This is a genomic window from Nonomuraea cypriaca (assembly GCF_015645445.1).
GTDB lineage: Bacteria > Actinomycetota > Actinomycetes > Streptosporangiales > Streptosporangiaceae > Nonomuraea > Nonomuraea cypriaca.
This window is the reverse complement of sequence record NZ_JADOGI010000216.1, coordinates 1-17,506: the sequence shown is the minus strand read 5'-3', so window position 1 is coordinate 17,506 and position 17,506 is coordinate 1. Positions and strand designations below refer to the sequence as shown.

At 69.8% G+C, this 17,506-nt stretch carries 13 protein-coding genes; 12 read left to right on the top strand and 1 reads right to left on the bottom strand.

Annotation, left to right across the window (positions count from 1 at the left end; all coding sequences use genetic code 11):
* Positions 1–1,256: MFS transporter (locus ITP53_RS44065; protein ID WP_195901433.1), on the bottom strand; the 1,256-nt coding region annotated here is incomplete at its 3' end.
* 165 nt (positions 1,257–1,421) lie between these two features.
* Here ITP53_RS44065 and ITP53_RS44060 point away from each other — a divergent pair.
* The 12 genes from ITP53_RS44060 (at position 1,422) to ITP53_RS44005 (ending at position 17,482) form a co-directional block, all read left to right on the top strand.
* Positions 1,422–2,966 carry a PucR family transcriptional regulator gene (locus ITP53_RS44060; protein ID WP_195901432.1) on the top strand — a complete coding sequence of 515 codons (1,545 nt, stop codon included), beginning with the start codon at positions 1,422–1,424 and terminating at the stop codon, positions 2,964–2,966.
* Positions 2,967–3,190: 224 nt separating this feature from the next.
* A complete protein-coding gene (locus tag ITP53_RS44055) occupies positions 3,191–4,543 on the top strand; it encodes an ABC transporter substrate-binding protein (RefSeq protein WP_207757284.1) in 1,353 nt (450 codons plus the stop codon).
* A gap of 32 nt (positions 4,544–4,575) precedes the next feature.
* Complete coding sequence (locus ITP53_RS44050) at positions 4,576–5,526, top strand: carbohydrate ABC transporter permease (RefSeq protein ID WP_195901431.1); 951 nt, start codon at positions 4,576–4,578, stop codon at positions 5,524–5,526.
* On the top strand, positions 5,516–6,313 hold the full coding sequence (locus ITP53_RS44045) for a carbohydrate ABC transporter permease (RefSeq protein ID WP_195901430.1): 798 nt from the start codon (positions 5,516–5,518) through the stop codon (positions 6,311–6,313). The genes ITP53_RS44050 and ITP53_RS44045 overlap by 11 nt, the downstream gene beginning before the upstream one ends.
* A 13-nt stretch (positions 6,314–6,326) precedes the next feature.
* Positions 6,327–7,403 (top strand): glycoside hydrolase family 172 protein, encoded by a 1,077-nt coding sequence (locus ITP53_RS44040; RefSeq protein WP_195901429.1) that lies wholly within the window; start codon positions 6,327–6,329, stop codon positions 7,401–7,403.
* A 65-nt stretch (positions 7,404–7,468) separates the two neighbouring features.
* On the top strand, positions 7,469–8,470 hold the full coding sequence (locus tag ITP53_RS44035) for a LacI family DNA-binding transcriptional regulator (protein ID WP_195901428.1): 1,002 nt from the start codon (positions 7,469–7,471) through the stop codon (positions 8,468–8,470).
* Positions 8,471–8,665: 195 nt separating this feature from the next.
* Complete coding sequence (locus tag ITP53_RS44030; protein ID WP_195901427.1) at positions 8,666–10,081, top strand: L-fucose/L-arabinose isomerase family protein; 1,416 nt, start codon at positions 8,666–8,668, stop codon at positions 10,079–10,081.
* The gene (locus ITP53_RS44025; RefSeq protein ID WP_195901426.1) at positions 10,071–12,506 is read left to right on the top strand and encodes a glycoside hydrolase family 172 protein; all 2,436 of its coding nucleotides are present in this window, start codon (positions 10,071–10,073) and stop codon (positions 12,504–12,506) included. The genes ITP53_RS44030 and ITP53_RS44025 overlap by 11 nt, the downstream gene beginning before the upstream one ends.
* Positions 12,503–14,008: a sugar ABC transporter ATP-binding protein gene (locus tag ITP53_RS44020; protein ID WP_207757283.1), complete on the top strand. Its 1,506-nt coding sequence runs from the start codon at positions 12,503–12,505 to the stop codon at positions 14,006–14,008. Before ITP53_RS44025 ends, ITP53_RS44020 begins: the two co-directional genes overlap by 4 nt.
* Complete coding sequence (locus ITP53_RS44015; protein ID WP_195901425.1) at positions 14,005–15,063, top strand: ABC transporter permease; 1,059 nt, start codon at positions 14,005–14,007, stop codon at positions 15,061–15,063. Before ITP53_RS44020 ends, ITP53_RS44015 begins: the two co-directional genes overlap by 4 nt.
* Positions 15,060–16,037, top strand: a complete 978-nt coding sequence (locus ITP53_RS44010) for a substrate-binding domain-containing protein (RefSeq protein WP_207757282.1) — start codon at positions 15,060–15,062, stop codon at positions 16,035–16,037. Before ITP53_RS44015 ends, ITP53_RS44010 begins: the two co-directional genes overlap by 4 nt.
* On the top strand, positions 16,037–17,482 hold the full coding sequence (locus tag ITP53_RS44005; protein ID WP_195901424.1) for an FGGY-family carbohydrate kinase: 1,446 nt from the start codon (positions 16,037–16,039) through the stop codon (positions 17,480–17,482). Before ITP53_RS44010 ends, ITP53_RS44005 begins: the two co-directional genes overlap by 1 nt.
* Positions 17,483–17,506 lie beyond the last annotated feature (24 nt).

Below are 17,506 nucleotides of genomic sequence, written 5' to 3'. Positions count from 1 at the left end.
GCGGGGACGCGGTCGCGGTGGCGGGGCGCCACGGCCAGGCAGACCACGCTGAGCGCGCACATGCCGACCAGCAGCGCCACGGCCGGCCACGCGGCCCCGCCGGCCGCGCCCACCAGGGCGGTCGCGGCCAGCGGGGACAGCCCGCCGAAGATCGCGCCCGCGCCCTGGTAGGCGAGGGAGATCCCGGTGTAGCGGACGTGGGGCGGGAACATCTCCGCCAGGATGGCCGCCATCGGCCCGTACGTGCCCGACGTGGCCAGGCGCATCACCGCGAGCATCAGGAAGATCAGGAACACGTTGTGCGTGCCGAGCACCGCGAACTGCGGCACGGCCAGTGCCGCGGTGATGACCAGGAACCAGATGGCCACCTTGCGACCGCCGAACCGGTCGCCCATCCAGGCGATGCCCAGCGTGGCGACCAGTTCGACGAACGAGGCCAGGCTGAGGCCGTTCAGTACGAGCTGCTCGGACTCGCCGGCGGACGGGCTGGTGGCGTACGACAGCAGGAACGTGGTGAGGATGTAGTAGCCGCCGATCGCGACGGGCAGCGTGCCGATGCCGAGCAGGACCGACCGCCACGACACGCGGAAGACCTCCTTGATCGGCACCCCGGTCTTGTCGGCCTGCTCGAAGACGGGCGACTCCTCGACCCGCAGCCTGATGAACAGCCCCACGAGCACCAGCACCGCCGAGACGACGAACGGCAGCCGCCAGCCCCACGCGTGCAGGGCCTCCTCGCCGAACAGGCTCATCAGGCTGAAGGCGCCGGTGGCCAGCAGCGCGCCCGCCGGATTGCCGAGCTGGGCGAAACCGCCGTAGAACGTCTTCTTGCCCGCCGGCGCGTGCTCGACCGCCATCAGCGCGGCCCCGCCCCACTCGCCGCCGACCGCCAGTCCCTGGACGAAGCGGAGCACCACCAGCAGCACCGGGGCCAGCGCCCCGATCGAGTCGTACGTCGGCAGCAGGCCGACCGCGAACGTCGCCGCGCCCATCATCAGCAGCGTGACGACCAGCGCGGACTTGCGGCCGACGCGGTCGCCGAAGTGGCCGAACACGATGCCGCCGAGCGGCCTGGCGAAGAAGCCGACCGCGTAGGTGGCGAAGGACGCCATGAGCGCGACCGTGGGGCTGGAGGCGTTGGGGAAGAACAGGTCGTCGAAGAGGATCGCGGCGGCGGTGGCGTAGACGTAGAAGTCGTACCACTCGATCATGGTGCCGACGAAGGCGGCGCCGGCCGCCCGTGAGGCGCGAGTCATGGGTCCTCCGGAGCTCTGGGGGTGCGACGACGATAAGTCCAGGTCAGTGGGATGAGGGCCGGGGCGAAGCGCACCGCGGACGGTGAAATAGAGTGCGACCTGCACCGTGGGCCGCCTTGGCGGCTCGCGGCGAGACCCCGCACCCGCATCGCCCCGAGGACCGGCATGGCGCTGACCGTCGCCCAAGTCATGACCCTGCCCGGCATGCGCATGCGCCTGCTGTCCGGCCGCGCCGGGCTGACGCACGTCGTGCGGTGGGCGCACGTGTCCGAGCTGACCGACCCCGTGCCCTGGCTGCGCGGTGGCGAGCTGGTGATGACCATCGGGCTCGGCCTGCCCGCCGACGCGGAGGGCCGGCGCGCGTACGTCGAGCGGCTGTCGGGCGCGGGTTGCGCCGGCCTGGCCTTCGCCCTCGGCGAGTCGATGGCCGCCGTGCCGGAAGAGGTGCTGAGCGCCGCCGACGCGTGCGGACTCGCGGTGCTGGAGATCCTCACCCCGTTCATCGCGGTGGCCGAGGCCGTCGCCGCCTGGCACGCCGACGAGCGCGTACGCGGAGAGCGGCGCGTCGTGGCCGCGCAGGAGGGCCTGGCGCGGGCCGCCCTGCAGTCGGGCACGCCGGGCATTCTGCGTGCGTTGACCGAGCACACCGGCGGCGAGACCCTGCTGCTGGACCCGCACGGCAACCCCGGGGCGGCGGCACCGGCGGGGGAGCGGCCCTGGCATCCCAGGGCCGTCGACGCGGCGCGGAACGCGGCCGGGCGCGCCGACGACGGGCGGAGCCCGGTCAGGAGCTCCGGGGTGCTGGACGACGGCATCCATGTCGTCCAGGTGCAGAGTCTCGGCTTCTCCGGGCCGCCGACCGGCTGGCTGGCGGTACGCACCGCCTCGCCCCTGGAATGGCACGTCAGGATGCTCACCAACCAGGCCGCCTGCCTGCTCGCGATGGAGCTGCTCGGCGTGCGCGCCGGGCGGGTCAAGGCGCACGCCCAGCGGGAGGCGCTATTGGCCGCCGTACTCGACGGGGGGTTGTCCGCGCGGCAGCTCGGTGAGTTGTGCCCGGTCGCGGCGCCGCCGTACGAGGTGGTCGCGGCCCGGCCGGGCGTGACGATCGAGGCGGCGATCGAGGCGCTCGGGGAGGTGGTGGCCGACCCGGACGCGGAGGAACTGGTGTTCGTGTGCCCCCGGCCGGGCACGACGCTGTTCGTCCTGCGGGAGGACGGGCGGCGGCGCGGCGGCGACCTGTGCGGGCGGCTGGGCGTCTCCGGTGGCGGCTGCCGGGCGCTCACCCTGGACGAGCTGCCCTCGGCGGCACGTCACGCGACGGCGCTGTCCGCGTCCGCAGACGGCTACACCCACGTCGACGACCTGGAGCCCTGGGCGCTGCTCAGGGACGCGTTCGACCCGGACGCGGGGCGCCGCTTCTCCGCCGCCGTCCTGCGCCCGCTCCGCGAGCACGAGGATCGGCACGGCGGCCACCTGGTCGCGTCCGTCCGGGCGTTCCTGGAGTCGGGCGAGAACGTGGAGACGGCCGCCAGACAGCTGGGTGTGCACCGCAACACGTTGCGCCGCCGCCTGGCCGCCGCGGAACGCGTCTCCGGCCGCTCCCTGACCGACCCCGCCCACCGCCTGCAGCTCTGGCTGGCCGTCTCCCTGACCGACCTCGTCCCGCCCGGCCGCGTCCCGCCCGCCGGTGATCGCACGTCAGAGTGAGCCGTCCGCCGGGCTGGACCTGGAAACGGGGCTGAAACGCGGCCGGAACCGGATCGCGTGCCTGGCGCCCGCCGAGAGGGTGTCCGCGCAGGTCTCGTGAGGATATCGATTCCTAGATTTAGCAAGCCGTAACGCAGACTTCTTGACGCTGGTCATGCCGACTTCTACATTCTCTGAGAAATCGATTGCTCGATCCCGGGCTCTCGAACGATCTGGAGGATGACATGTCGGCCTTCGACAGGATGTCCCGCCGGTCGCTGCTGCGTGGCGGCGCCGCGATGTTGGGTACGGCCGTGGCCGCGCCGTTGCTGTCGGCCTGTGGAGGAGGCGGCAGCGGCGGCGGCAACGCCAAGGAGCTTACCTTCTGGAACTTCTACGGCCCCAACCCCCAGGCCGGCGGCCAGAGCAAGTGGTTCACCGACCTCGTGGCGGCCTGGAACGCCAACAACGAGGTCAAGGTCAAACTCCACTACATGCCCACCGCCGAATACCTGGCGGGCACCGCGCTGCAGACCGCGTTCGCCGCCGGGGAAGGGCCGGACATCTTCCTGCTCAGCCCGGGTGACTTCCTCCGCTACCACAACGGCGGCGTGCTGACCGACCTGACGCCGCACCTCACCAAGGAGCAGATCGCCGACTTCGACGCGGGCGTGCTCGCCACCCGCCAGGTCGACGGCAAGGTCTACGGCCTGCCCATGGAGGCCGAGCCGCTGGGCATGCTCTACAGTGAGGACGCCTTCGAGCAGGCGAAGCTGTCCGAGGGCGACATCCCGAAGAACTGGGACCAGTTCCTCGACGTGGCGGCCAAGCTCACCACGAAGGACAGGTTCGGCGTCCTGTTCGAGACCATCCCGGGCTACTACCAGAACTTCACCTGGTATCCGTTCATGTGGATGGGCGGCGGCGCGGCCGTGCCCGAGAGCGGCAACCCCGGCTTCAACTCGCCCGCCGTGCACGCCGCGCTCAAGCTCTGGCAGGACGCGGTCAACGCCAAGGTCGCGCCGCGCAAGCCGCAGGGCGACGGCGCCGGCAACGGCCCGGCCAACCTGGGCTCCGGCTACGTCGCCATGCAGCAGACCGGCATCTGGTCGGTCTCGGAGATGGCGACGGACGCCAAGGACTTCCGCTACGGGGTGTTCCCGCTGCCCGTCCCCGACGGCGGCACCTACACCACCGACGTCGGCGGCTGGGCCTTCGTGGCCAACGCCAAGGGCGCCAACCCGGAGGCCGCGGCCAAGTTCGTCGCCTGGGCCCTGGCCGCTTCTGACGCCGAGGGCATCGAGCGCGGCCGGCAGTGGAACACCGTCGTCAAGACCAACCTGCCCACCCGCAAGTCGGTGCAGGACGCGGCCCAGGCCGCCGGCGCCTTCGACTCGCCCCAGCTCAAGGTCTTCCTCGAGCAGATCGTGCCCGGCAGCAGGGGAGAGCCCCGCTACACCCCCGAGGTCTACAAGGCGATCTCCGACGCCATCCAGGCCACCCAGCTCAGCGGAACCGACCCCGCGCAGGCCGCGGCGGACGCCGCAGGCAAGATCGACACATTCCTGAAGGGCTACAAGGGCGCAGCGATGCTGTAAACCCCCTGAACTGGTAGAGAAAGGCGAAAAGCATGGCCACATTGGTCGACCCGGGCACGACGGTCGGGAAACCGCCCGCCGCGCCGCCGCGGGTATGGAGCCGTCGCAGGCGGGAGGCACTCGCCGGATACGCCTTCGTGGCGCCCGACCTGATCGGCCTGCTCGTGTTCGTCGGGCTGCCCATGGTGCTGGCCATCGGAGTCTCGCTGTTCAGCGCGGACGGCTTCGGCGGCTACACCTTCATCGGCCTGGACAACTACCGGCAGATGGCCGAGGACACCCAGCTCTGGGGGAGCGTCAAGGTCACGCTGACGTACGTGGTGACGTTCGTGCCCATCGGGTTCGTCGTCAGCCTCGGGCTCGCCCTCCTGGTGCGCGACCACTTCCCGGGGGTCGGCCTGGTGCGGACGCTGTTCTTCGTTCCCCACGTGATCAGTCTTGTCGTGGTCGGCGTGGTCTGGCAGTTCCTGCTGGTCGACAAGCAGGGCGCCGTGCCGGCCCTGCTCCAGCCGCTGGGGCTGGGCGAGGTGTCGTTCCTCGGCAATCCGTCCCTCGCGCTCGGATCGCTGGTGGTGATCAGCATCTGGTTCCTGATGGGCTACCAGATGCTGATCCTGCTCGGCGGCCTCAAGGACATCCCCAAGGAATTCGAGGAGGCGGCCCGTGTCGACGGCGCCACCGCCTGGCAGCGGTTCCGCTTCATCGTCTGGCCGCTGCTGCGGCCGACCAGCTTCTTCGTGGTGGTCAACTCGACCGTCGGCGCGGTGACCGGGCTGCAGGCCTTCGACCTGGTCTACGTGCTGACCAGCGGCGGGCCCGCCAACAGCACCTCCACCGTGGTGTTCTACATCTACCAGCAGGCCTTCACTCTGAACAACTACGGCTACGCGGCCGCGCTGACCACCGTGGTCGTCGGATTCCTGGTGCTGGCCACGGGCCTCATGTTCGGGGCCACGAAGGGAGGCCGGTTCGATGCCGCTTAAACTGCGCGCGCTGACCGGGTACGTGCTGGCCGCCATCACGGTGGCCCCGCTCCTCTGGCTGCTGGTGACGGTGCTGAAGCCCAAGGAGGAGCTCTTCAAGCTGGCGCTGCCCAGCACGATCACGTTCGACAACATCATCTACGTGCTGACCGAAGTGCCCATCGGCAAGTACATGCTCAACAGCGCGATCGTCTCCGTGGCCGTCACGGTGATCGCCCTCGTCCTGCACTCGATGGCGGCGTACGCGCTGGCCAGGCTGAGCTTCCCCGGCCGGCAGGTGATCTTCTCGATCATCGTGTCCACCATGCTGGTGTCGTTGCCGGTGATCCTGGTCCCGCTGTTCCTGGTGGCCAAGGAGCTCGGGCTGCTGGACACGTTCGCCGGGCTGATCCTGCCGGCGATCTTCCACGCGTTCGGGATCTTCATGCTCCGGCAGTACTACCTGTCGATCCCGCGTGAGCTGGAGGAGGCCGCGGACCTCGACGGATGCGGATATCTCCGGCGCTGGTGGCAGGTGATCGTGCCGCTCAGCCGGCCCATCCTCGCCTCCCTCGCCGTGCTGTTCTTCCTGGCCAACTGGAACGCGTTCCTGTGGCCGCTGACCGCCACTCGTGACCCCGACCTGCGCATGGTGCAGGCCGGGATCGCCACCCTCCAGGGCCAGTACGGCTCGTCCTGGAACTACATCCTGGCCGCGACGCTCGTCGCGGCCGTGCCCACCCTGATCGCCTTCGTGATCGGCCAGCGCCGTCTGGTCGAGGCGATCAAGACCTCCGGATTGAAGTGAGGAAACCCTCCGCATGACCTATGGCAACTACGGCAGCAGCCTGCGCGACCTCCCCCGCCTGCGCGCCTCGAAGCGCAGGCGGATCTCCAGCTACGACCGTACGGGCGGCAACGAGGACCGGCTGACGGTCGAGGCGGGCACCACGGTGACCCTGGCCGACATCGAGGGCCCGGGCTCGATCAACCACATCTGGTGCACGGTGGCGCTGCCGATGCAGGACGTGCCTGACGCCAAGGACCTCGACTACCTGCGCAAGCTCGTCCTGAAGATCACGTGGGAGGACCAGGAGCACCCGAGCGTGCTGGTGCCTCTCGGCGACTTCTTCGGCATGGGCCACGCCAAGTCGGCGAACTTCGTCTCGGCGCCGCTGCAGATGAGCCCGCAGGACGGCAAGAGCTTCAACTCGTGGTTCCACATGCCGTTCGCGAGCCGGGCGAAGGTGGAGCTGATCAGCGAGCTGTCCAGCGAGCCGGTGTTCTTCTACTACTACATCGACTACGAGGAGTTCGGCGCGGCCGAGGAAGAGCTCGGCTACTTCCACGCGCAGTGGCGGAGCGAGCGGCCCACCGACGGCGTACCGCAGGGCACGCAGAGCAACCGCGAGTTCCAGGTCGAGGGCGTCAACGACACGGGCGACGGCAACTACGTCATCCTGGACGCCGTCGGCCGCGGGCACTACGTGGGCTGCGTGCTCAACATCAGGAACCTGCGCGAGACCAGCGACTGGAACTGGTACGGCGAAGGCGACGACATGATCTTCATCGACGGGGAGTCGTTCCCGCCGACGCTGCACGGGACCGGGACCGAGGACTACTTCAACACGGCCTGGTGCCCGACGCAGACGTACCACGCGCCCTACCACGGCATCACCATGCCCGGCGGGGAGAACTGGAGCGGGGAGATCTCCCTCTACCGCTTCCACGTCGAGGACCCGGTCACCTTCACCGAGTCGATCAAGGTGACGATCGAGCACGGGCACGCCAACAAGCGGTCCGACGACTTCTCGTCGGTCGCGTACTGGTACCAGACCCTGCCCCACCGTCCGTTCGGGCTCGCGCCCGTCGAGGAGCGGCTGCCGTTCTCTCGGTAATCGATTTCCAGGCTAGACTGCGGTTGGTGGTCTGCCTGGAGTGCCAGTCATGAGATGGGACGAGGTTGCTCAAAATCCAAGATGTCGCGCGGCATGCCGGGGTCTCCGCCGCGACGGTCTCCCGCGTGCTCAACGGCCGCTCCACGGTCAACCCGGAGCTGGCGGCACGTGTGCACGCGGCGGTGCGAGAGCTCGGATACCGGCCGAACGGCGTGGCGCGCAACCTCAGGCGAAGGCAGACCACGCTGTGGGCGGTGCTCATCTCCGACGTCGGCAACCCGTTCTTCACCTCGCTCGTCAGGGGGGTGGAGGACGGGGGACGGGAGTTCGGCTATTCGGTCGTGTTGTGCAACACCGATGAGAACCGGGCCAGGGAGGCCGAGTACATCGCGGTCGCCAAGGCGGACAACATGGCCGGAGTGATCATCTCGCCGGCGGACGACGCGACCGACATAAGCGCGCTCGTCGCGGCCGGGACCGCCGTCGTGACCATTGACAGGGAGCTGGCCGAGACCGAGGTGGACGCCGTACTCGTCGACAACGAGAAGGGCGCGGAGATGGCCACCAACCATCTCCTGGAGTCCGGATACCGGCGGATCGCCTGCATCACCGGGCCCCGCCGGATGTCCACCGCCATGCAGCGGCTGCGCGGCTACCAGCGGGCGCTGCGGGCCTTCGGGCTGCCGCAGGACCGGAGGCTGGTACGGCACGCGGACTTCAGGGAGGAGGGCGGCTACTCGGCCATGGCCGCCCTGCTCGGCGAGGGGGTGGAGATGGACGCCGTGTTCGTGGCCAACAACCTGATGACCGTGGGCGCGGTGGAGCTCCTGACCGAGCGCGGGGTGCCGATTCCCGACCGGGTCGGGGTCATCGGGTTCGACGACATCCCGTGGGCCCGGCTGTTCCGGCCGGGGCTGAGCACCGTCAGGCAGCCCACGTACGAGCTGGGGCGGGCGGCGGCCCGGTTGCTGGTGGACCGGATCGAGAACCCCGCGCGGCCCACGGCCCGGATGGTGCTGCAGACGGAACTCCACCCACGCGAGAGCTCCCACCCCCGCGCCACCTGACCCTGTCAGGGCAGGACCCCGCGCCCGGCCGGTGGGTGCGGGGCGTGGATGCACCGGCTGTCCTGGGGCGGCGTTCACCGTTGCCATTCTGTGATGTGAAGCGCCATTGACGCTCCCGGGGGCGAGTCCTAGCTTTGGGTGAAATCGATTTCTGAGCAATCGATTTCACAAAATCTGACATGGAGGTCAATAGACGTGGCACGTATCGGAGTGCTGAGCATCTCGGACGGACGGGACTTCGTGGCCCGCGATCTCGTCGATCACATCGACGCCGCCACCTCCGCGCTCGCCGAGGCGCTGCGCAAGGAGGGCCACGAGGTGATCGTGGCGCCGGAGATCGTGTGGACGAATGAGCTGGCCACGTCGCAGGCGAGATGGATGGCCGATCAGCGGCCCGACTTGACGATCTTCAATTACGCCGTCTGGGCGTTCCCCCATTTCACCATGCTCGCGGCCGAGTCGACGCCGGGCCCGCTGCTGCTGATGGCCAACATCGACCCCGTGCAGCCGGGCATGGTCGGGATGCTCGCCGGCGGCGGCGGGCTCGACCAGATCGGGCGGGTGCACTCCCGGGCCTGGGGCGACATCGAGGAGCCGGCCGTCAAGGAGCGCGTGCTCATCGAGGTGCGCGCCGCCCAGGCCGTACGCGGGCTGCGCGGCTCGACGTTCGGGCGGATCGGCGGCCGGCCGATGGGCATGTACACCGCGGTCGCCAACACCGACCAGTGGATGCGCACGTTCGGCGTCGACGTCGAGGAGATCGACCAGTGGGAGGTCGTGCGGCGGAGCGAGAACGCCTCCGCGGCCAGGGTGAAGGAGGCACGCGAATGGCTCGAGACCAAGGGCAACGTCCATTACGACGGTAAGCAGCTCACGCCCGAGCTGTTCGAGCGGCAGATCCGCACGTACTACGCGATGCGCGAGCTCATCGACGAGTGGAACCTGGACTTCTCCGGCATCAAGGGCCAGCCCGAGCTGACCACCCACTTCTGCACGATGGACATCGCCGAGTCGTTCCTCAACGACCCCTACGACTGGGAGGGCCCGAAGGAGACGCACGTCTGCGCGACCGAGGCCGACATGGACGGCGCGCTGTCGATGCAGATACTCAAGCTGCTGAGCGGCGACCCGGTGCTCTTCGCCGACGTGCGCCACTACCACGCGGACAAGGACGTGTGGGACCTGGCCAACTCCGGTCAGCACGCCACCTGGTACGCCGCCCGCTCCGACGACCCCGCCGAGAACCTGGCGAAGACGCACTTCTACCCCGAGGTCTTCTTCTTCCCCGCGGGCGGGGCGAGCGTCCACCACCTGGCCGCGCCCGGCGCCGCCACGTTCGCGCGGCTCACCCGCAGGGACGGCACCTACCGCATGCACGTGATGCGCGGCGACTTCGAGCTGTACGACGACGCCACGAACGAGGCCATGGCCAGGCAGTCGACGTTCGAGTGGCCGCACGCGTTCACCAGGCTGCACGTGCCGGCCACCGAGTTCCTGGCCAGGTTCGGCTCCAACCACATCCACGCGGTGCCCGGTGACTACGTCGCCGAGCTCGAAGCGGTCTGCAAGCAGCTCGGCGTCGAGTTCGAAGGGTTCGGAGATGCGGCTTAAGAACGTTCTGACGGCAGCCCTCCTGGCGTCCGCGGCCTTAGCGGCACCCGCCCAGGCCCAGGCCCCGGCCCAGGCAGAGGCCCAGGCGCCGATCGAGGCGACGGCCAAGGGGCCGGTCGGATGGGACGTCTACCGGCGGCTCGACCGGCTCCCCGAGCTGCCCGTGGGCGTGCAGACCAAGCAGTTCTCCAGCTTCGACCGCACCGCCGACAACAACGACGGCTTCGAGGGCAAGTTCACCTGCCTGAGCAGCTCCGCCCCCGGTTGCCTGCTCGCCGAGCACACCGGCGCCGGCGAGGTGCAGGCCATCTGGTTCACCAGGGACGGCGGCGACGTCACCAGGACCGGCAAGATCACCATCGAGCTGGACGGCCGCAAGGTCGTCGAGGCGAGCCTGCAGGACCTGGTGAACGGCAAGCTCGGCGCCCCGTTCGTCTACCCGTTGGTGGGCAACGCCGACCAGAGCTCCGGCGGCGTCTACCTCGAGGTGCCGATGCCGTTCACCCGCTCGATGCGCATCACCACCGAGCAGAACCCGCTCTTCTACCACGTCAGCTACCGCACGTTCGCCGACGCCGAGGGCGTGACCACGTTCGACCCGGCCGACAAGGCGCAGGACGTGATCGACCGGCTCAAGGCGGGCGGCGACCCCAAGCCGGCGCTCCAGGGCGCGCGCACCCAGGACGTCCAGGTGAAGCTGGCCCCCGGCCAGTCCGTACGGGTCGCGGACACGCGCGGCTCCGGCCTGCTGTCCGCGATCAAGCTCAGCCTGCCGCAGGCCGAGCAGGTCCTGCCCGACACCCTGGCGGACGAGGGCCGGGCGTTCGGCAGGAACGGCTCCAGCGAGTTCACCGTGAAGATCGATCCCGCCAACGACGGGGTTCGGCTGACCCGGCGCATCGACCCGGCCATCGGCAGACAGGTCGCCAAGGTGCTCGTGGACGGCCAGGAGGTCGCCCAGTGGGCGCCGAGCAAGCTGGGCGCCGCGGGCATGTGGGCCGAGGAGACCGTCGACCTGCCGGGCGCCGCCACCAAGGGCAAGTCGCAGATCACCGTCAAGAACGTGTTCGTCTCCTCCGACAACGACTACAACGAGTTCACGTACTGGGTGGACAGCGCGGGCAAGCGGACCGACACGGTCGACGTGGGCGACGCCGCCGACGAGGCGGCGCACGGCTACAAGATCGTCGCTCAGACCTGGCAGGGTGAGCGCACCTTCGCCTTCCCGATGGACCAGGACGAGATCGCCAAGGTCCGGGCGACGCAGGAGGTCCTGCAGGGCCTGCGGCTGCGGATCCGCTTCGACGGCGAGCGGACCGTGGACGCACCGGTCGGGGAGTTCTTCGGCAGCGCGCACGCCATGATGCCCGTCAAGTCCCTGATGTACGACATGGACCCCAAGACCAGGTCGATGTCGTCCTGGTGGCCGATGCCGTACAAGTCGGGCGCGACCGTCGAGCTGTACAACGACTCCGACCGGACCATCGAGGGGCAGGCGTCCGTCACCTCGGCCCGCCGCCCCATGACAGGAAATGTCGGATATTTCCGTACGCAGTCCCGCGCCGGCGGCACCACGCCCGGCAAGAGCTGGACCTTCCTGCGGGCCACCGGCCAGGGCAAGTTCGTCGGCGTCAGCCACACCATGCGCGGCCCGACCACCCGCAACTACCTCGAGGGCGACGAGCGGGTCTACGTGGACGGCTCCCGTTCCCCGCAGATCCACGGCACCGGCACCGAGGACTTCTATCAGGCCGGCTGGTACTTCAACCGCGAGACGTTCAACACCCCGTTCCACGGCAACCCGTCGCACCTGGCTCCGGCCACCGGCTGCCCGGCGCAGAACGACTGCACCGGCGCGTACCGGCTGATGATCGGTGACGCGGTGCCGTTCGGCAGCGCGCTGACGTTCGACATCGAGCACGGCTGGACCAACGACGTCGAGGGCGTCTACTCCTCCACCGCCTACTGGTACGGCGCCGACCGCCCCGCCTCCGCCAGGACCGACGCCCTGAGGGTCGGCGACCAGGCCAGCGAGCGGGCGCACGACTACACCGGCGAGGGCGAGGTCACGACGCTCGACTCGGCGTTCGAGGGCGACTTCCGCAACCTCGACACGCTGAAGGCCACGCAGCGCGTCACCGAAGGCCCGGTCGGCTTCACCCTGAAGATCGACAAGAACAACCGGGGCGTGGAGCTGCGCCGTACGGGCGACCAGAGCGTGGCCGGGCAGCACGCCGAGGTCACCGTCAACGGGCACAGGCTGGCGGACTGGGTGCAGCCCCTCGGCAACACCTCACGCAAATGGCTGGAGGACGTCTACCAGATCCCGGCCGAGGCGACCCGCGGCCACCGCGAGATCACCGTCCAGCTCACTCCGAAGACTCCCTGGTCGGCCGCCTCCTACACCGCGTGGAGTCTGCGGTGACGGTTCTGACGATGCGGGCCATCGGCAAGTCCTTCCCCGGCGTGCGGGCCCTCGACGGGGTGTCCCTCACGGTGGGGGAGGGCGAGGTGGTGGCCCTCCTCGGTGAGAACGGCGCGGGCAAGTCCACGCTGATGAACATCCTGGCCGGGGTGTTCAAGGACTACGAGGGCGAGATCGAGATCGGCGGTGAGGTCGCGCGCATCCACTCGCCCAAGGACGCGCGCGGGCACGGCATCGCCATGATCCATCAGGAGCTCAACCTGGTGCCCGAGTTGTCCATCGCGGACAACATCTTCCTCGGCAGGGAACGCGCGTTCCTCGACCGCAAGGGTATGGAGTCGCGCGCGGCCGAGCTGCTGCGCGGACTCGGGCTCGACCTGTCCCCGCGCACGCTCATCAAGCAGTGCAAGATCGCCGAACGCCAGCTCATCGAGGTGGCCAAGGCCCTGTCGCAGAACGTCCGCGTGCTGGTCATGGACGAGCCCACCTCGGCACTGGCCGACGCGGAGGTGCACCGGCTCTACGAGGTCATCCGCGACCTGACCGGCCGCGGCGTGGGCGTCATCTACATCTCGCACCGTCTGGAGGAGCTGGAGGAGATCGCCGACCGGGTGGTCGTGATGCGCGACGGCCGCTATGTAGGCGAGCGCTCATCCATCGACAGGGATGAGCTGATCCAGATGATGGTCGGCCGCCCGCTGGGCGAGATGTTCCCGCGCGCGGCCGGCGGTGACACGGGCGAGGAGCTGCTGAAGGTCGAGGACCTGTCGGTGCCCGGCGAGGCCGGCTCGGGGCGTACCGCGTTGCGCTCGGTCTCCCTGTCCGTACGGGCCGGGGAGATCGTCGGCGTCGCCGGCCTGATGGGCGCGGGGCGCAGCGAGCTGCTCGAAGCGATCTTCGGGGTGCATCGGCCGGCCGGGGGCGCGATGACCCTGGCCGGCCGGCCGTACCGGCCGAGGAGCCCCAGACACGCGATCGCGCGCGGTGTGGCGCTGGTCGCCGAGGACCGCAAGGCGCAGAGCCTGGTGCTCGGCAACACCATCGCCTTCAACGCCAGCCTGCCCTCGCTCAAGCGGTTCCTGCGGTTCGGCGTCGTGGCGGCCAAGAAGGCGAACGCCGAGGTCGAGCGGCAGGTACGCGAGCTCCGCGTCAAGACGCCCAGCACCCGGTTCACCGTCGGCAACCTGTCGGGCGGCAACCAGCAGAAGGTCGTGCTGGCCAAATGGCTGCTGACCGCGCCGTCGCTGATCCTCATGGACGAGCCCACCCGCGGCATCGACGTGGGCGCCAAGGCGGAGATCCACGCGCTGATGTCCGAGCTGGCCGCGTCAGGCAAGGCCGTGCTGGTGGCCTCGTCCGAGCTGCCCGAACTGCTGGCGATGTGCGACCGGATCCTCGTGTTGTGCGAGGGCCGGATCACCGCCGAGTTCGGCCGGGGCCAGGCCACGCAGGAGGCGATTCTCGAAGCCGCCATGGCACGACAACAGGTGATGACCCTATGACGACCAAGACCGCGCCGCCCGCACCCGCCAAGGCGCCGGCGGAGAGCCGGCTGCGGCGCACGCTGTCCGCCCTCGGCGGTGCGCAAGCCTACATCGGCCTGGTGCTGATCCTCGCCGTCGGGATCGCCACCAAGGGCGACATGTTCCTCAACGAGACGAACATGACGAACGCCATCGGCGCCTTCGCCTCCCGCGGCATCCTGGCCGTGGGCGTCACGCTGGTGATCCTGACCGGCGGCATCGACCTGTCCGTCGGCTCGCTGCTGGGCATCGCGTCGATGACGGCCGCGATGATGCTGTCGAAGTACTCGCTCGAACCGTGGCAGATCGTCCCGATCTGTATGGTGGTGGGCGCTTTCTTTGGCTTCCTGAACGGCGCCGGCACGACCTGGCTGCGTATCCAGTCGTTCGTCATGACCCTGGCCATGCTCTCGGTCGTACGCGGACTGGACCGGCAGGTCAGTGACAACGTCAGCGTCGGCACCCAGATCGCCGGGCCCGACGGGAAACTGACGCCGCAGGCGGAGGCGTTCCAGCTCTTCGGCACGCCCGGCCACAACCTGTTCGACCGGATCTACTACCCGGTGCTGGCGTTCATCGTGGTCTGCGTGATCTTCCACCTGATCCTCACCAAGACCCGCTTCGGCCGGCACGTGTACGCGGTCGGCGGCAACCCCACCGCCGCCCGGCTGTCCGGCGTGAACGTCACGGCGGTCACGATCGCGGTGTTCACGCTGTCCGGCATGCTAGCCGGGTTCGCCGGGCCGATCGACGCCGCCTACAGCGCCTCGGCCGACCCGCAGGCCGGGCAGTCGTTCGAGCTGGACGCCATCGCCGCCGCGGTCATCGGCGGCGCCTCGCTGGCCGGCGGCAAGGGCACGATCATCGGCACGTTCGTCGGGGCTCTCATCCTGACGCTGCTCGACAACGTGCTCGGGCTGAACGCGGTCAGCGACAACTGGCAGCTCGTGATCAAGGGACTGATCGTCGTCGTGGCGGTCGTCCTGCAGCGTCCCGATCTCTTCAAGTTCTTCCGAGGAGGGTCTCGATCGTGAAGAAGGCCATCACCATCGCGTTGTGCGCGGTGCTCGCGGCGGCGTGCGCGTCCAAGGCGCCCGCGCCTTCAGCGGGCGCGGACGGCGGCGCCAAGGAGAAGTTCGTCGTCGGTTACTCGCAGTCGAACAACGCCGAGCCGTACCGGGCTCAGCTCAACCTGCAGTTGCAGCACTTTTTGGAGAAATATCCGGATATTGAGTTGTTGCCGATCGCCGACGCCCGGCAGTCGAGCGCCACGCAGGTCTCGCAGGTCCAGAACTTCATCACGCAGAAGGTCGACGCGCTGATCGTCTCGCCCACCGAGCCGGCTCCGCTGACGGCGGCCGTGCAGCAGGCGTGCGACGCGAAGATCCCGGTGATCGTCCTCGACCGCACCGTGAACACGGACTGCTACACCGCCTTCATCGGCGGCGACAACGTGCTCATCGGCAAGAAGGCGGGCGAGGAGGCGGTCAGACTGCTGCCGGACGGCGGCAAGATCGTCGAGCTGCGCGGCATCACCTCCAACCAGCCGCAGATCGACCGGGACAAGGGCTTCCGCGAGGCCATCGCGGCCAACCCCAAGATCGAGATCATCGCGGACCGCGAGGGCAAGTGGCTGAAGGAGCAGGCCACCCCGATCATGCAGCAGTGGCTGGCCCAGCACCCCCAGATCGACCTCGTGTACGCGCACAACGACCCGATGGCGCTGGGCGCGTACCTGGCGGCGCAGGCGGCGGGCCGGGCGGACAAGATCAAGTTCGTCGGCATCGACGGCCTGGCCATCCCGGACGGCGGCATCCGCGCGGTGCAGCTCGGCCAGCTCTCGGCCACGTTCGTCTACCCGACGGGCGCGCAGGAGGCGGCCGACACGGTCAACAAGATCCTGCACGGCCAGCCGGTGGAGAAGCAGCAGGTGCTCGGCACCACCCAGGTCACCAAGGACAACGCGGCCGACCTCTACAAGCAGTTCGACCTGTCGGGACAGAGCTGATGTTCCTCGGCGTCGACATCGGCACGTCGAGCTCCAAGGGCGTGCTCGTCGCGCCCGACGGCACGGTCGTGGCCACGGCGGTACGCGAGCACCGTACCGCCACGCCGCGGCCGGGCTGGTTCGAGCACGACGCCCTCGCGATCTGGTGGGCGGACTTCGCCTCGATCGTGGCCGAGCTGGCCCGTCCCGACATCGCCGCCGTCGGGATCAGCGGGATCGGGCCGTGCGTCCTGGCCTGCGCGGAGGACGGCACGCCGCTGCGCCCCGCCATCCTGTACGGAGTCGACACGCGGGCCACCGCCGAGATCGCCGCGCAGACCGAGCGGTATGGCGAGGCCGCGATCCTGGACAGGTGCGGGTCGCCGCTCACCTCCCAGGCGGCCGGGCCCAAACTGGAATGGCTCCGGGTGAACGAGCCCGAGGTGTGGGCGCGGACCCGGCGGATGTTCATGGCGCACTCGTGGCTGGTGCACCGGCTGACCGGCGCGTACGTGCTCGACCACCACTCCGCCAGTCAGTGCACGCCGCTGTACGACACCCGTACCCATGAGTGGATCACGGACTGGGAGGTCGTACCCGAGCTGGAGTTGCCCGCGCTGGCCTGGAGCGGCGAGGTCGCCGGCACGATCACCGCCGACGCGGCGGCCCGCACCGGGCTGCCCGCCGGGATCCCGGTGGTGGCGGGGACCATCGACGCGTGGGCCGAGGCGCTCAGCGTCGGAGTCGACGCGCCGGGCGACGTCATGCTGATGTACGGCACGACCATGTTCCTCGTCGAGGTCCTCGCGTCGCGGGCCGTGTCGCCGCAGTTGTGGGGGACCGTCGGGGTGACGCCGGGGACGTACAACCTGGCGGCCGGCATGGCCACCTCCGGGGCGATCACCGCGTGGCTGCGGGACCTGACCGGGGCCTCGTTCGAGGCGCTCACGGCCGAGGCCGACACGGCCGGGCGGGGCGCCGAGGGGCTGCTCATGCTGCCGTACTTCGCCGGCGAGCGCACGCCGCTCTTCGACCCGGACGCCAGGGGGACGGTGATCGGCCTGACGCTGCGGCACGGGCGCGGCCATCTCTACCGGGCGGCGCTGGAGGCCACGGCCTTCGGCGTGCGGCACAACATGGAGGCCATGCGGTCGGCGGGCGGTTCGGCGGGTGGATCGGCCGGGCGCTTGGTGGCGGTGGGCGGCGGCACACGGGGCGGCTTGTGGACGCGGATCGTCTCCGACGTCCTCCAGCAGCCGCAGATGCTGCCCGCCCACACGGTCGGCGCCGCCTACGGCGACGCCATGCTCGCCGCCCGAGCCTCCGGCGTGCCGTCCGACGGCTGGAACCCGCTCGCCTCCCTCGTCGAACCCGACCCGAAGGCGGCTGCGGACTACGACCGCCTGTACGCCCTCTACCGCGACCTCTACCACTCCACCTCCCACCTCGCCCACGCCCTCGCCTGACTCCCCGCCGTGTGCTCGCAGGGC

Coding starts and splice junctions, on each gene's coding strand:
- ITP53_RS44060 (WP_195901432.1), top strand. CDS start 1,422: ATGGCGCTGACCGTCGCCCAAGTCATGACCCTGCCCGGCATGCGCATG.
- ITP53_RS44040 (WP_195901429.1), top strand. CDS start 6,327: ATGACCTATGGCAACTACGGCAGCAGCCTGCGCGACCTCCCCCGCCTG.
- ITP53_RS44015 (WP_195901425.1), top strand. CDS start 14,005: ATGACGACCAAGACCGCGCCGCCCGCACCCGCCAAGGCGCCGGCGGAG.
- ITP53_RS44005 (WP_195901424.1), top strand. CDS start 16,037: ATGTTCCTCGGCGTCGACATCGGCACGTCGAGCTCCAAGGGCGTGCTC.
- ITP53_RS44045 (WP_195901430.1), top strand. CDS start 5,516: ATGCCGCTTAAACTGCGCGCGCTGACCGGGTACGTGCTGGCCGCCATC.
- ITP53_RS44050 (WP_195901431.1), top strand. CDS start 4,576: ATGGCCACATTGGTCGACCCGGGCACGACGGTCGGGAAACCGCCCGCC.
- ITP53_RS44025 (WP_195901426.1), top strand. CDS start 10,071: ATGCGGCTTAAGAACGTTCTGACGGCAGCCCTCCTGGCGTCCGCGGCC.
- ITP53_RS44055 (WP_207757284.1), top strand. CDS start 3,191: ATGTCGGCCTTCGACAGGATGTCCCGCCGGTCGCTGCTGCGTGGCGGC.